Raw genomic sequence first — 14,657 nt, forward strand, 5'->3', positions numbered from 1 at the left:
GCAGCAGCTCACACGAGGCTCCGACGGCGGCACGGACCGCCCTCGCGCCGCGTCGGCCACGGGTGGGGCGCCGTCGACGCCCGCACACAGGCCGATCATTTGCGCAAACAACTGCAACGGCTGCGAAGCCTGCCGCGTGACTCAGGTCACCGAAAAACAAGGACCGGCCAGCCGCCCCGAAGGGCGTCTGACCGGTCCTGGATGTGGAGCCTAGGGGAGTCGAACCCCTGACATCTGCCATGCAAAGACAGCGCTCTACCAACTGAGCTAAGGCCCCGGAAAGGTGATGCGCAGACCAGAGTACCGGGTGGAACCGGGTATCCCGCAAAAGGATTGGGACTCCCGGTGGACGACCACTCTCCGTAAGATGCTCGTCGGGGTTCGCGACAGCGAAGCGCCTCAATGGGGAAGCGATGGGGAGACGCGCAATGGACGCAACGCAGCAAGAAGCGACCGCAAGAGCGAGGGAGCTTCAGCGGAGCTGGTACGGAGAGCCGCTGGGGGCGCTCTTCCGCCGGCTGATAGACGATCTCGGCCTGAACCAGGCCAGGCTCGCCGCCGTCCTCGGCCTGTCGGCCCCCATGCTGTCCCAGCTGATGAGCGGTCAGCGCGCCAAGATCGGGAACCCGGCCGTCGTCCAGCGCGTCCAGGCCCTCCAGGACCTGGCGGGCCAGGTCGCCGACGGCAGCGTCAGCGCCGCCGAGGCCACCGACCGGATGGACGAGATCAAGAAGTCCCAGGGCGGCTCCGTCCTCACCAACACCGGCCAGACCGCGACGAGTTCGGGCGCTCCGACCGTGCGCCGCGTGGTGCGCGAGATCCAGTCGCTGCTCCGCTCGGTCGCCGCCGCCGGGGACATCATCGACGCCGCCGACACCCTCGCCCCGGCCCACCCCGAGCTGGCAGAGTTCCTCCGGGTGTACGGCGCCGGACGCACCGCGGAGGCGGTCGCCCACTACGAGGCGCACCAGAGCTGACGGCCATGGGGGCGGGGATGTCGGGTGGGTGAGGTCTTCGCCGGTCGGTACGAACTCATCGACCCGATCGGCCGTGGTGGCGTAGGCGCCGTCTGGCGCGCCTGGGACCACCGCCGCCGCCGCTGCGTGGCGGCGAAGGTCCTCCAGCAGAGCGACGCGCACACCCTGCTGCGCTTCGTCCGCGAGCAGGCCCTGAGGATCGACCACCCTCATGTGCTGGCCCCGGCGAGCTGGGCCGCCGACGACGACAAGGTCCTGTTCACCATGGACCTGGTGACCGGCGGCTCGCTGGCCCATCTGATCGGCGACTACGGGCCGCTGCCGCCCCGGTTCGTCTGCGTCCTGCTCGACCAGCTGCTCGCCGGGCTCGCCGCGGTGCACGCCGAGGGGGTCGTCCACCGCGACATCAAGCCGGCCAACATCCTCCTCGAAGCCACCGGCACCGGGCGGCCGCATCTGCGGCTGTCCGACTTCGGCATCGCGATGCGCAAGGGCGAGCCACGGCTCACCGAGACGAACTATGTGATGGGGACGCCGGGGTACTTCGCGCCCGAGCAGATCATGGGCGCGGAACCGGACTTCCCGTCCGACCTGTTCGCGGTCGGCCTGGTCGCGCTGTATCTGCTGGAGGGGCAGAAGCCGGACGCCCGGGCCCTGGTGGAGTACTTCACCACCCACGGCACGCCGGGGGCGCCACAAGGCGTCCCGGAGCCGCTGTGGCAGGTCCTGGCGGGCCTGCTGCAGCCGGACCCGCACGTCCGGTTCCGGACGGCCACGGGCGCGCGCAAGGCGCTGGCCTCGGCCGTCGAGCTGCTGCCGGATGCCGGGCCCGAGGAGGAACCGGTCGAGGTGTTCGACCAGATCGGCCCGCTTCCCGAAGGGTTCGTGCCACGCGAGCTCCCGCCGCTCCTGCGGCACCCGCGGACGTCCGGGACGCCACAGCAATCGGCTCACCTCTCCCAGGAGCCGGGCCATGACCATACCCAGAGCCATACCCAGAGCCATGCCCAAAGCCATGCCCAGGGCCAGGAACGCCAACAGCCTCCCCTTGCACACCAGTTGCCCACCCCGCCCACGGCCGACGGCTTCCATCCGGTCCCGCCCCCCTATCCGCCCTCCTACACACCCACCCCTGTCACCAAGAGGTACACCGGCCAGAGCGCGCGGGTTCCCACTCCCGCGCCACCGGTTTCCGGGCCGAGCGCGCCACCGGTTCACGGGCCGAGCGCGCCACCGGTTCACGGGCCCGTCCGCAGCCCGCTCCCCGGCCCGACCACCCCGGCGCCCGCCGCCGCCCGGCACAAGCGACCGGGACCGCCCCCGAAGGTGACGGTCCCGGTGCTGCTCCTCGCCCTGCTCTGCTTCGCCGTCGGCTTCTGGGCGCTCAGCCAGGTGTGAACGTGGCTTCTGGGCCCTGCTCTCAGCCGGGCCTGACCGGCTGCGCCCGCCGTCGGGCGACCAGCGTCCGCACCCCGAGCCACAGCACCAGCAGCGTGCCCGTCCCGATCCCGGCCGCCGCGAGCAGCCGCATCCTCGTCGAGCCGCCGTCGTGCCCGGGCGGGGCCGCGGCCGGGGCGTGGGCGGTGGCCCGGCCGGTGGCCGCGAAGTCGGGCGCGGCCCCTTCGTACGCGGGCCCCGGCTTCGCCTCGCCCCGCACGCCCAACCGCAGCGTGACCGGGTACGTCCCCGGGCCGAGCGTCCGGGCGACCTGGGGGCTGAGGCTGACCGCCAGGTAGTGGTCGCCCCCGAAGCGCAGCGCGCCGACCGGGCCGGAGGTGGAGTAGCGGTTCTCGTACGCCACCGGCGCGAGCGGCTGGAAGGCGACGGACGCGGGCTTCCCGTCGTACCCCGTGTACACGTCCGCGACCGGGCCGAGCGCCGGGTTGTAGAGCTGGAGGTCGATGGCCTGGGCCACGTATCCGCTTCCGCCGGCGCGGCCCAGTTCGGCGGTGGCGGACATCTGCTGTCCCCAGCCGACCGGGACGCGGTAGAAGAGCGTGGCGCCCGGCCGCAGCGTGTCGCGCCAGGCGCCGCCGCTCAGCCGGGGCGCGTCGGCGAAGCCCGTACCGCCGTGGACCGTGTGCGCGGCCGAGGAGGGCGCGGGCGGCGTGGCGGTCGCCCAGTGCGTGGGCGCGTTCGTCGGGGCGTCGGCCGTGAGCCTCGGCTCCCTCGTGTGCCGCAGCTCCAGCCCCCACTCCCCGGGCGCGGAGGCGGCGTCCCCGATGCGCTGGACCAACACGGAGTACCGGCCCGCCGCCTGACAGGACGTCCGGTTGCGGGTCAGGCCCCGTGAGACGTACGCGGCGATCGGCCTCGGGTACTCGGGCGGGCCGAAGACCGCGCGGCCGGTGTCGCAGGTGTTGCCGTCGCGGTCCTGGAGCGTGAGCTCGATGCCGTCGCCGAAGGCGACCTTGGTGTCGGCCTTCGGTACGGCCACGGCCGACACATAGGCGTCTCCGGTGCCGCCCAGGTCGACCTGGAAGTAGGCCTTCGCGCCGGGCCCGACTGCCGACCGGTACACCGCTCCCGGCGCCAGCTGCGGCGCGCCCTGGCCGGTCGCGGCTCCGGTGACGGGCTGGGCGTGAGGTTCGTAGCGGTAGGGGCCGTCAGCGCGGTACGGGCGGTGCGGCTGCTGCCCGTTCGCGGCTTCCGCCCCCTGGCCCTGGAAGGCCGCCAGCGTGCACAACGCGGCCACGGCGGCTGCGGCCCGGCCCTTCCCACGCTGGTTCGTCATGCCGCCGCGCCCCCTTCAATTTCGCTTCTGCAAGCCATTGATTTGCGCAGGTGAACCCGTGGGGACGACTGCCCCGGGCACATGACAGCACAGAGCCCCGGCCGCGTCGGCGGCCGGGGCTCTGCAACTGGACTCTGTGGGGCTCACACACCCGAACCTGCGGGCACGGAGTCGGTCGCCTCCGTCCACAGGTCCTGCTCGGCGCGATCCGCCTGGATCTGGCGGTACACGAGGAGCCCGCCGATGGCGGCCAGTGCGACCAGGAGGAGCTTCTTCACCGCGCGACCTCGTCTTTCCTTGACGTAAGGGACCTCTGTCGCCCGACTATACACACCGATCGATATCAATCGGTGATGGTCCATCCGAGTGCAGTTCATCGGAAGATCCGCCCATACCGGTGCGTCGCGCCCTCGCCGCCGCCGCTCGTACACATCATGAGATACAACGCAAATCGGGCAACCCGAAACGGCACAGAAGCGAGGAAGTCATGGCAACCAGCAAGCTCACGACGTGGTGGACCGCACTCATCGGCGCGCTCGTCACCCTCCTCGCCTTCCTCGGCCTGGCCGGCCAGGCCACCGCCGCCGCTTCCGTACCGCAACAGGGCGCCGCGCACCACCGGGGCGAAAACCTGGCCCCCGAGACGCCGAACGTGCGGTGGGCCCTGCCCAGTGCCTCGGCTCTGCCGCCCACGATGAAGCAGCGAATCCGCGCCGAGGCCCACGGCTCCACACCCTCGACCCGGCACCTGCCCGGAGCCCACGACGAGAACGAGGGCGGCGACAACGAGGGCGGCGACGGGGCACAAAGCTCCACGCCCGACGACACCGCCGAAACACCCGCCTTGGACGACGGGGATCCCACCCCGTCCTCCTGACCCCTCCCAGCTCCTGCCCGAGCTTGCGAGCACGAGCCCGGCAACTCCCCCGAGTTGCCGGGCTTCTTCATGTGCGTACGTACGTAGTACGTACGCAGCAGGACACGCATCGGGACCCCGGCCCGCGGGACGCCCGGGAACCGACGCCCATGGCACAACGAAAAGGTCCCCGGACTCTTGTCCGGGGACCTTCTGCACTGTGGGGCTAACAGGATTTGAACCTGTGGCCTCATCCTTATCAGGGATGCGCTCTAACCAACTGAGCTATAGCCCCGCCGCGCTCTGCGGGGTGTCCCCCCGCGCGCTGACCTCTGAAGATTAGCGCACGTGGGGGCCAGTCCCAAAATCGATGGCCGCCCCCCGTTTGAACTGCGGCAACCCGCGCTTACTCGTCCTCGGCCAGCGTGAGCTCGACGCCGCCCACGAAACCGGCCGAGAGGTTGTAGATGAACGCGCCGAGCGTCGCCAGCGCGGTGGCCAGCACCACGTCGATGACCGCGATCACCGAAGTGAAGATCAGCACACGCGGCAGCGACAGGAAGGACTGCAGGTCGAAGCCGTTGGACTCGTTGGAGCCGGTGGCCTCGCTGATGGTCCCGCCCACCGACGAGAAGACGCCCATGGCGTCCATGACCATCCACAGCACCGCCGCCGCCACCACCGTGCACACGCCCAGCGCGATGGAGAGCAGGAAGCTGACCTTCATCACCGACCACGGGTCGGCCTTCGCCACCCGCAGCCGTGCCTTGCGCGTACGCGGTGTCGTACGCGCCCCTGTGCGGGGGCGGCGGATGGCGGCGGACGACGAGCCGGCGCCGCGCTGCTGGCCGCCCTGGGTCCCGTTCTGGGACGGCGGGTAGGCCTGCGGCGGGTGGTACGGCTGCGCGGGGCCCGACGCGGGCTTCTCGCGCTCGCCGGGGAGCGCCCCGGCGGCGTAGTCGGACCGGGCCTCAGGCCCGCGGGTGTCGGTCACCGTTACCCCCTGGGAGTCCGCGGCAGGGCCACGGGCACCGTTCGCTCCGGAAGCGGCCGATCCGGCGCCCGTGGATCCACTCACGCTTTACTCCTCGTGCTCCCCGGCCGAAGGCTCCTTGCCCTCGACTGCGCCCTCGGCAGACTCGCCTTCGGCCGCGTCGATCTCGGTCCCTTCGGGACCGTCGACCTCTTCAGCCTCGCGACCGGCCTCGGCGTTACGAGCGATGCCGACGACGGCATCGCGCTTGCCCAGGTTGATCAGTTGGACGCCCATGGTGTCACGGCCCGTCTCCCTGACCTCGTTGACTCGCGTACGAATCACACCACCGCCGAGCGTGATGGCGAGGATTTCGTCCGTCTCCTCGACCACCAGCGCGCCGACCAGCGAGCCCCGGTCCTCGACGATCTTGGCGGCCTTGATACCGAGGCCACCGCGACCCTGGACGCGGTACTCGTCGACGGGGGTCCGCTTCGCGTACCCGCCGTCGGTGGCGGTGAACACGAAAGTACCGGTCCGGACGACATTCATCGAGAGCAGCTCGTCGCCCTCGCGGAAACTCATCCCCTTGACGCCCGAGGTGGCGCGGCCCATCGGGCGCAGGGCGTCGTCCGTCGCCGTGAAGCGGATGGACTGCGCCTTCTTGCTGATGAGCAGCAGATCGTCGTCCGCCGACACCAGCTCGGCGCCGATCAGTTCGTCGTCGCTGCCGTCCGCGGTCTCCCGCAGATTGATCGCGATGACGCCACCCGAACGGGGCGAGTCGTAGTCCTTCAGCGAGGTCTTCTTCACCAGGCCGCCCTTGGTGGCCAGGATCAGATAAGGCGCGGCCTCGTAGTCGCGGATCGCGAGGATCTGGGCGATCTTCTCGTCCGGCTGGAAGGCCAGCAGGTTCGCCACGTGCTGGCCGCGCGCGTCCCGGCCGGCGTCCGGCAGTTCGTACGCCTTGGCCCGGTAGACGCGGCCCTTGTTGGTGAAGAACAGCAGCCAGTGGTGGGTGGTGGAGACGAAGAAGTGGTCGACGATGTCGTCCTGCTTCAGCTTGGTGCCCCGCACGCCCTTGCCGCCGCGCTTCTGCGAGCGGTAGTCCTCGGTCTTGGTGCGCTTGACGTAGCCACCGTTGGTGATGGTGACGACGATGTCCTCTTCGGCGATCAGGTCCTCGATGGACATGTCACCGTCGAAGGGCACCAGCTTGGAGCGCCGGTCGTCGCCGAACTTCTCGACGATCGCGGCCAGCTCCTCGCTGATGATCTGGCGCTGGCGCTCGGGCGAGGCGAGGATCGCGTTGTACTCGTTGATCTTCGCCTGGAGCTCGTCGTGCTCGGCGACGATCTTCTGGCGCTCCAGGGCGGCGAGCCGGCGGAGCTGCATCTCCAGGATCGCGTTGGCCTGGATCTCGTCGATGGAGAGCAGGCCCATCAGGCCCTCGCGCGCGATGTCGACGGTGTCGCTGCGCCGGATCAGCGCGATGACCTCGTCGATCGCGTCGAGCGCCTTGAGCAGACCGCGCAGGATGTGGGCCCGCTCCTCCGCCTTGCGCAGCCGGAACCTGGTGCGCCGGACGATGACCTCGATCTGGTGCGTCACCCAGTGACGGATGAACGCGTCCACCGAGAGCGTGCGGGGCACACCGTCGACGAGCGCCAGCATGTTGGCGCCGAAGTTCGTCTGGAGGTCGGTGTGCTTGTACAGGTTGTTCAGGACGACCTTGGCGACCGCGTCCCGCTTGAGCACGATGACCAGGCGCTGGCCGGTACGGGAGCTGGTCTCGTCCCGGACGTCGGCGATGCCGCCGACCTTGCCGTCCTTCACCAGGTCGGCGATCTTCTGCGCGAGGTTGTCGGGGTTGGTCTGGTACGGAAGTTCCGTGACCACCAGGCACTGGCGGTTCTGGATCTCCTCGACCGCGACCACCGCGCGCATGGTGATGGAGCCGCGCCCGGTGCGGTACGCCTCCTCGATGCCCTTACGGCCGACCACCAGGGCGCCGGTCGGGAAGTCGGGGCCCTTGATGCGCTCGATCAGCGCGTCCAGGAGCTCCTCGTGCGAGGCCTCCGGGTGAGCCAGGAACCACTGGGCGCCGTCCGCGACCTCGCGCAGGTTGTGCGGCGGGATGTTGGTGGCCATACCGACGGCGATACCGGCGGAGCCGTTGACCAGCAGGTTCGGGAAACGCGCCGGCAGGACCGTCGGCTCCTGGTTGCGGCCGTCGTAGTTGTCCTGGAAGTCGACGGTCTCCTCGTCGATGTCCCGGACCATCTCCATGGACAGCGGGATCATCTTGCACTCGGTGTACCGCATGGCGGCGGCCGGGTCGTTGCCCGGGGAACCGAAGTTGCCGTTGGAGTCGACCAGCGGCATCCGCATCGACCAGGGCTGGGCGAGGCGGACGAGCGCGTCGTAGATCGAGGAGTCGCCGTGCGGGTGGTAGGTGCCCATGACGTCGCCGACGACGCGGGCGCACTTGTAGAAGCCCTTCTCGGGCCGGTAGCCGCCGTCGTACATCGCGTACAGCACTCGGCGGTGGACGGGCTTCAGGCCGTCCCGTACGTCCGGCAGCGCGCGCGACACGATGACGGACATCGCGTAGTCGAGGTAGGAACGCTGCATCTCCGTCTCAAGCCCGACGGGCTCGATGCGCATTACAGGGTCTTCCTCGGTGGGTTCAGTGGTCGCGGGAGTGTTCTCGTCGGCCATTGCTGGTTCTCAAGTCCTTTCGAAGCGGTCAGCGACAGACCGACTCAGATGTCGAGGAAGCGGACGTCCTTGGCGTTGCGCTGGATGAACGAGCGCCGCGCCTCGACGTCCTCGCCCATCAGCACCGAGAACAGGTCGTCGGCCTGGGCCGCGTCGTCCAGGGTGACCTGGCCCAGGACGCGGTGCTCGACGTCCATCGTGGTGATGCGCAGCTCCTCGGCGTTCATCTCGCCGAGGCCCTTGAAGCGCTGGATCGAGTCCTCGCGGATCCGCTTGCCCGACTGCTTGCCGAGTTCCACGAGCGCGTCGCGCTCGCGGTCCGAGTACGCGTACTCGAAGTCGTCCCGGCCCCACTTGATCTTGTAGAGCGGCGGGCGCGACAGGTACACGTGCCCGGCCTCGACCAGCGGCCGCATGAAGCGGAAGAGGAAGGTCAGCAGCAGGGTGTTGATGTGCTGGCCGTCGACGTCGGCGTCCGCCATCAGGATGATCTTGTGATAGCGGAGCTTCTCGATGTCGAAGTCCTCGTGGACTCCGGTGCCGAAGGCCGAGATCAGCGCCTGGACCTCGGTGTTCTGCAGGATCTTGTCGATGCGGGCCTTCTCGACGTTCAGGATCTTGCCGCGGATGGGCAGGATGGCCTGGTACATCGGGTTCCGGCCGGACTTCGCCGAACCACCGGCGGAGTCACCCTCGACGATGAAGATCTCGCACTTCGTCGGGTCGTTGGACTGGCAGTCGGAGAGCTTGCCGGGGAGAGAGGCGCTTTCGAGCAGACCCTTGCGGCGGGTCAGGTCGCGCGCCTTGCGGGCGGCGACACGTGCCGTCTGCGCCTGGATGGCCTTGCGGATGATGTCCGCGGCCTCGTTGGGGTTCCGGTCGAACCAGTCGGTCAGGTGCTCGTGCACCACCTTCTGGACGAACGTCTTCGCCTCGGTGTTTCCCAGCTTGGTCTTGGTCTGGCCCTCGAACTGCGGCTCGCCCAGCTTGACGGAGATGATCGCCGTCAGACCCTCGCGAATATCCTCGCCGGAGAAGTTGTCGTCCTTCTCGCGCAGCAGCTTCTTGTCACGGGCGTACCGGTTGACCAGGCCCGTGAGCGCGGCGCGGAATCCCTCCTCATGCGTACCCCCCTCGTGCGTGTGGATGGTGTTCGCAAAGGAGTAAACGCCCTCGCTGTACTGAGAGTTCCACTGCATCGCGATCTCGGCCGAGAGCATGCGCTCCTTGTCCTCGGCCTCCACGTCGATCACGGTCGGGTGGATCAGCTCGCCCTTGCGCGAGTTGAGGTACTTCACGAAGTCGACGATGCCGCCCTCGTAGTGGTACGAGACCGTGAGCGCCTGCTCGACCTCCGACTCCTCGGCCGAGTCCGCCCCGGAGACGGCCTTCGCCGACTCCCGCTCGTCCGTCAGCTTGATCGTCAGGCCCTTGTTGAGGAAAGCCATCTCCTGGAAGCGCCGCGCGAGCGTCTCGAAGGAGTACTCGGTGGACTCGAAGACGTCCGGGTCGGCCCAGAACGTCACCGTGGTGCCGCTGTCCTCGACCGGCTCGTGCCTGGCCAGGGGCGCGGTGGGGACACCGAGCTTGTAGTCCTGCGTCCAGCGGTAGCCGTCGCGCTTGATGTCGACCGCGAGCTTGGTCGAGAGGGCGTTGACGACGGAGACGCCGACACCGTGCAAACCACCGGAGACGGCGTAGCCACCGCCGCCGAACTTGCCGCCCGCGTGCAGCACGGTCAGTACGACCTCGACGGCCGGCTTCTTCTCCACGGGGTGCATGTCCACGGGGATGCCACGGCCGTTGTCGACCACGCGCACGCCGCCGTCGGCGAGGATCGTGACGTCGATCGTGTCCGCGTGACCGGCGAGGGCCTCGTCGACCGAGTTGTCGACGACCTCTTGCACCAAGTGATGCAGGCCACGCTCACCGGTCGAGCCGATGTACATGCCGGGTCGCTTACGGACCGCGTCCAGACCTTCGAGGACGGTGATGGCGCTGGCGTCGTACGAGGCGGTGACCTCGCCGTTCCCACCAGCGGCAGCGGACGGGGTGTTCTCGTTGGGGTTGCCGGAATCGGCCACGAAGCGCCCTTTCTGGCACAGCACAGCCGTCCTGGGCAGACAGGAGCGGCTGCATCGTTCAGCGATGGTCAGCGTCGGGCGACGCCCGGGAGGGGCAGCGCGTCCGACCGCGTCATTCGGTGGGTCCCGCGAGGAGGGCGGGATTATTGACCAGTCTACCGGTAGCGCCGACATGAATGGGGGTTTGCCGGTACCTGAGTCCGCATGTGCCGCCCTGAGCGGGCGGCTACCGACTCCCCATATCCAGATAGGGGCCCTAGGAGCCTCACACCGGCATTCAGCGCTTCGGCCTGTCAACCTCCGGCTACCGTGAGGGACGCCTCACCCGTACCGCCCGGTTTCCTGCCGCGCGAGGTCCGCCAACAGCGGGAACGTGGCGGGTTATTCGGGTGCGGGGCCGGTTCGTCGGGGGGCGGAGCGTACGGGGCGGAGCGTACGGGGGGCGCCCTGCCTCACCCGTACGTGTCGCCCGGCCCCGTGCTCCCCGGGGCCCGCAGGCGCCCGTACCGCGTGGGCGGGCCGCCCGGCCCCAGAACCTTGATCATCCGGACCGTGCCGTGCCCCAGGTCCGCGTTCAGCCGGGCCACCAGCTGGGGCGCGAGCAGGCGCAGCTGCGTCGCCCACGCCGTGGAGTCGCACTGCACCGTGAGGACGCGCTCGTCGGGTTCCTCGTCGTAGCGCAGCGGAACGCAGTGCTTGGCCAGGTCGTCGCCGACGATCTCCGGCCAGCGGCCCATCACTCCGCCCACCGCGGCCGGGGTCTCCCAGCCGCGCTCGGTGATCAGCCGGTTGATCGCGGCGCCCAGCGGCTGCGGGTCGCGCCCGTCCGCCCGTGCGCCCGAGCGCAGGCCGCCGCCCCGGCGGGCCTGCTTCTTCTGCTGCGCGGCGGCGCCCCGCGCCTTGGCCCGCTCCTTGGCGGCGCGCAGCGCCACGCGCGCGAGGTCGACGCCGGAGGACTCGGGAACCTTGGGTACCGGCGTCTCGTTACCGGAGTGCTCGCTCATACCCGCGCCACCTCTCCCGCGGCGACCTCGTACCGCGCCCCCGCGAGGACACCCGGCACATCGTCGTCCACGGCCGCCGTCACCAGCACCTGCTCGCCCGGAGCCACCAGCTCCGCCAGTCGTTCACGGCGCCTGGCGTCCAGCTCCGCGAAGACGTCGTCCAGGACCAGGACCGGCTCGTTGCCCTCGGCCCGCAGCAGGTCGTACGAGGCGAGCCGCAGCGCCAGTGCGTACGACCAGGACTCGCCGTGGCTGGCGTACCCCTTGGCCGGGAGCTGGCCGAGCTTGAGCAGCAGGTCGTCGCGGTGCGGCCCGACCAGCGTCACGCCCCGCTCGATCTCCTGCTTGCGTACCTCGGCGAGCGCGGCCATCAGCTGTCCGTACAGGTCCTCACGGGTGGCGGCCCCGCCCTGCGCCGACGCGCGGTACTCCAGCGCCACCGGACCGCCGCCGGGCGCCAGCTGCTCGTACGCCTTGTCGGCGAGCGGCTGGAGCGTCGCGATCAGGTCGAGCCGCTGGGCGAGCAGCTCCGCGCCGACCTGCGCCAGATGCTGGTCCCACACGTCGAGCGTCGACAGGTCCATGCCACGGCCGCCGTGGCGCCGGGCCATCGCGGCCGACTTCAGCAGGGTGTTGCGCTGCTTGAGAACGCGGTCGTAGTCGGAGCGGACGGCCGCCATGCGCGGAGAGCGCGCGGTGACCAGCTCGTCCAGGAACCTTCGGCGCTCGCCGGGGTCGCCCTTGACCAACGCCAGATCCTCCGGCGCGAAGAGCACGGTCCGCACTATCCCCAGCACGTCACGCGGTCTGACCTGCGAGGACCGATTGATACGGGCCCGGTTCGCACGGCCCGGATTCAGCTCCAGCTCGATCAGCTGGGAGCGCTCGCCCTGGGTCACGGCCGCACGGATGACCGCCCGCTCGGCGCCCATGCGCACCAGTGGCGCGTCCGAGGAGACCCGGTGGCTGCCGAGGGTCGCCAGATAGCCGACCGCCTCGACGAGATTGGTCTTGCCCTGGCCGTTGGCGCCCATGAAAGCGGTGACGCCCGGGTCGAGCGGAACCTCGACCCGGGCGTACGAGCGGAAGTCGGCCAGCGAGAGATGCGTGACGTGCATGGTGGTGCGCCGACCTCCCCCGGCCCTGCCAACAGCCTGTGGATTACTTCTTGGACTCGACCGCGTGGCCGCCGAACTGGTTGCGCAGCGCCGCGATCATCTTCATCTGCGGGGAGTCGTCCTGCCGGGACGCGAACCGGGCGAACAGCGACGCGGTGATCGCGGGCAGCGGCACGGCGTTGTCGATGGCCGCCTCCACGGTCCACCGGCCCTCGCCGGAGTCCGCGGCGAAGCCACGCAGCTGGTCGAGGTGCTCGTCCTCGTCAAGGGCGTTGACCGCCAGGTCCAGCAGCCAGGAACGGATGACCGTGCCCTCCTGCCAGCTGCGGAAGACCTCGCGGACGTCGGTGACGGAGTCGACCTTCTCCAGGAGCTCCCAGCCCTCGGCGTACGCCTGCATCATCGCGTACTCGATGCCGTTGTGGACCATCTTGGCGAAGTGGCCGGCGCCGACCTTGCCCGCGTGGACCGAGCCGAACTCGCCCTCGGGCTTGAGCGCGTCGAAGACCGGCTGGACCTTCGCCACGTTCTCGGCGTCGCCGCCGTACATCAGCGCGTAGCCGTTCTCCAGGCCCCAGACGCCGCCGGAGACACCGCAGTCGACGAAGCCGATGCCCTTGAGGCCCAGCTCGACGGCGTGCTTCTCGTCGTCGGTCCAGCGCGAGTTGCCGCCGTCGACGACCACGTCGCCGGGGGAGAGCAGCTCGGCCAGCTCGTCGATGGTCGACTGGGTCGCGGCACCGGCCGGGACCATCACCCAGACCACGCGCGGACCCTTGAGCTTGCCCACAAGCTCTTCGAGGCTGTGGACATCGGCGACGTCCGGGTTGCGGTCGTAACCGATGACGGTGTGGCCTGCGCGGCGAATCCGCTCGCGCATGTTGCCGCCCATCTTGCCGAGGCCGACGAGACCGAGCTCCATCACATGATCCTTTGACGTTGTGGCGTTCGTACCCGTGTCCGAGACTACGCCCGGACACGGGCACACACCTGTGGGGTCGGCCGCTCAGACGAACGTGCCCCGCGCAGGTCAGCCGGGTGGATCAGCCGGAGAGACGCACCGGCATGATCAGGTACTTGTACGCGTCGTCCGCCTCGGCGTCGAGCGCGGGCTTGCCGCTCAGCAGCGCCGGCTTGGTCGAGGTGGTGAAGGAGAGCTGGGCTACCGGCGAGTCGATGGCGCTCAGGCCGTCGAGCAGGAAGGTCGGGTTGAAGGCGATCGAGATGTCGTCGCCCTCCAGGTTGGCGTCGACCCTTTCCACAGCCTGTGCGTCGTCGCTGGAACCGGCCTCCAGGATGAGCACGCCCTGCTCGAAGCTGAGGCGGACCGGCGTGTTGCGCTCGGCGACCAGGGAGACGCGCTTGACGGCCTCGACGAAGGGCCCGGTCTCGATCACCGCGACCGAGTTGAACTCGGTGGGGAACAGCGTCCGGTACTTCGGCAGGTCGCCTTCGAGCAGCCGGGTGGTGGTGCGCCGGCCGGCGCCCTCGAAGCCAATGAGGCCCTCGCCGGCGCCCGAGCCCGACAGCGCAAGCGTGACCGTGTCACCGCTGGTCAGGGCCTTGGCGGTGTCCAGGAGCGTCTTGGCGGGCACCAGGGCGACCGCGGAGGCGTCCGGGTTCTCCGGCTTCCACAGGAACTCGCGGACCGCGAAGCGGTAGCGGTCGGTCGAGGCCAGGGTGACCGTGTCGCCCTCGATCTCGATCCGGACGCCGGTCAGCACCGGCAGGGTGTCGTCGCGCCCGGCGGCGATGGCGACCTGGGCGGCGGCGGAGGCGAAGACCTCACCGGGAACGGTGCCGGTCGCGGTCGGCATCTGCGGCAGCGCCGGGTACTCCTCCACAGGCAGGGTGTGGAGGGTGAAGCGGGAGGAGCCGCAGACCACCGTCGCCCGTACACCGTCTGTGGAAATCTCCACCGGGCGGTTGGGCAGGGCGCGGCAGATGTCGGCGAGCAGGCGGCCGGAGACGAGCACCGTGCCGTCCTCGTCGACCTCGGCGTCGACCGAGACCCGCGCCGAGACCTCGTAGTCGAAGCTGGAGAAGCTGAGGGCGCCGTTCTCCGCCTTCAGAAGAAGGCCCGCGAGCACCGGCGCGGGCGGACGGGCCGGGAGGCTGCGGGCCACCCACGCCACCGCCTCCGCGAGAACATCGCGCTCCACCCGGATCTTCACCGGAACCGCCTCCTGC

General features: G+C 70.0%; 12 protein-coding genes and 2 tRNA genes. 3 read left to right on the top strand and 11 right to left on the bottom strand.

From position 1 onward, the window contains the following. Window positions 1-204 precede the first annotated feature (204 nt). Window positions 205-277, bottom strand: a tRNA-Ala gene (locus ACFWA7_RS06900). A 151-nt stretch (window positions 278-428) separates the two neighbouring features. On the opposite strand from ACFWA7_RS06900, the gene ACFWA7_RS06905 reads away from it, so the two are divergent. Continuing rightward, a complete protein-coding gene (locus tag ACFWA7_RS06905; protein WP_385821475.1) occupies window positions 429-977 on the top strand; it encodes a helix-turn-helix domain-containing protein in 549 nt (182 codons plus the stop codon). Window positions 978-1,001: 24 nt separating this feature from the next. Further along, entirely contained in the window at window positions 1,002-2,375 is a 1,374-nt protein-coding gene (locus ACFWA7_RS06910) for a protein kinase (RefSeq protein ID WP_385821477.1), read from the top strand. Between the two features lie 22 nt (window positions 2,376-2,397). On the opposite strand, the gene ACFWA7_RS06915 is transcribed toward ACFWA7_RS06910, so the two are convergent. Both ACFWA7_RS06915 and ACFWA7_RS06920 read right to left on the bottom strand, forming a co-directional pair. Beyond that, window positions 2,398-3,711 (bottom strand): hypothetical protein, encoded by a 1,314-nt coding sequence (locus tag ACFWA7_RS06915; RefSeq protein ID WP_385821479.1) that lies wholly within the window; start codon window positions 3,709-3,711, stop codon window positions 2,398-2,400. Window positions 3,712-3,854: 143 nt separating this feature from the next. Continuing rightward, entirely contained in the window at window positions 3,855-3,989 is a 135-nt protein-coding gene (locus tag ACFWA7_RS06920) for a DLW-39 family protein (RefSeq protein ID WP_003958712.1), read from the bottom strand. A gap of 209 nt (window positions 3,990-4,198) precedes the next feature. Between ACFWA7_RS06920 and ACFWA7_RS06925 the strand changes: the two genes are divergently transcribed. Continuing rightward, window positions 4,199-4,588: a DUF6344 domain-containing protein gene (locus tag ACFWA7_RS06925; protein WP_385821481.1), complete on the top strand. Its 390-nt coding sequence runs from the start codon at window positions 4,199-4,201 to the stop codon at window positions 4,586-4,588. A gap of 200 nt (window positions 4,589-4,788) precedes the next feature. Here ACFWA7_RS06925 and ACFWA7_RS06930 read toward each other — a convergent pair. The 8 genes from ACFWA7_RS06930 to dnaN all read right to left on the bottom strand — a co-directional run bounded on the left by ACFWA7_RS06930 (window position 4,789) and on the right by dnaN (window position 14,641). Continuing rightward, window positions 4,789-4,862 (bottom strand) — tRNA-Ile (locus tag ACFWA7_RS06930). Window positions 4,863-4,973: 111 nt separating this feature from the next. Next, the gene (locus tag ACFWA7_RS06935) at window positions 4,974-5,561 is read right to left on the bottom strand and encodes a DUF3566 domain-containing protein (RefSeq protein WP_385536115.1); all 588 of its coding nucleotides are present in this window, start codon (window positions 5,559-5,561) and stop codon (window positions 4,974-4,976) included. Window positions 5,562-5,648: 87 nt separating this feature from the next. Continuing rightward, window positions 5,649-8,261 (bottom strand): DNA gyrase subunit A, encoded by a 2,613-nt coding sequence (gene gyrA / locus ACFWA7_RS06940; RefSeq protein WP_385821483.1) that lies wholly within the window; start codon window positions 8,259-8,261, stop codon window positions 5,649-5,651. A 44-nt stretch (window positions 8,262-8,305) separates the two neighbouring features. Further along, the gene (gene gyrB / locus ACFWA7_RS06945; RefSeq protein WP_385536119.1) at window positions 8,306-10,369 is read right to left on the bottom strand and encodes a DNA topoisomerase (ATP-hydrolyzing) subunit B; all 2,064 of its coding nucleotides are present in this window, start codon (window positions 10,367-10,369) and stop codon (window positions 8,306-8,308) included. A gap of 428 nt (window positions 10,370-10,797) precedes the next feature. Next, window positions 10,798-11,349: a DUF721 domain-containing protein gene (locus ACFWA7_RS06950; protein ID WP_385821485.1), complete on the bottom strand. Its 552-nt coding sequence runs from the start codon at window positions 11,347-11,349 to the stop codon at window positions 10,798-10,800. Next, on the bottom strand, window positions 11,346-12,467 hold the full coding sequence (gene recF, locus ACFWA7_RS06955; protein WP_385536123.1) for a DNA replication/repair protein RecF: 1,122 nt from the start codon (window positions 12,465-12,467) through the stop codon (window positions 11,346-11,348). The genes ACFWA7_RS06950 and recF overlap by 4 nt, the downstream gene beginning before the upstream one ends. Before the next feature lie 43 nt (window positions 12,468-12,510). Continuing rightward, window positions 12,511-13,389, bottom strand: coding sequence for a phosphogluconate dehydrogenase (NAD(+)-dependent, decarboxylating) (gene gnd / locus ACFWA7_RS06960; RefSeq protein ID WP_067162137.1), 879 nt, complete (start codon window positions 13,387-13,389; stop codon window positions 12,511-12,513). Window positions 13,390-13,510: 121 nt separating this feature from the next. After that, complete coding sequence (gene dnaN / locus ACFWA7_RS06965) at window positions 13,511-14,641, bottom strand: DNA polymerase III subunit beta (RefSeq protein WP_385536125.1); 1,131 nt, start codon at window positions 14,639-14,641, stop codon at window positions 13,511-13,513. Window positions 14,642-14,657 lie beyond the last annotated feature (16 nt).

The sequence above is a fragment of the Streptomyces sp. NPDC059994 genome (assembly GCF_042737755.1).
Lineage (GTDB): Bacteria > Actinomycetota > Actinomycetes > Streptomycetales > Streptomycetaceae > Streptomyces.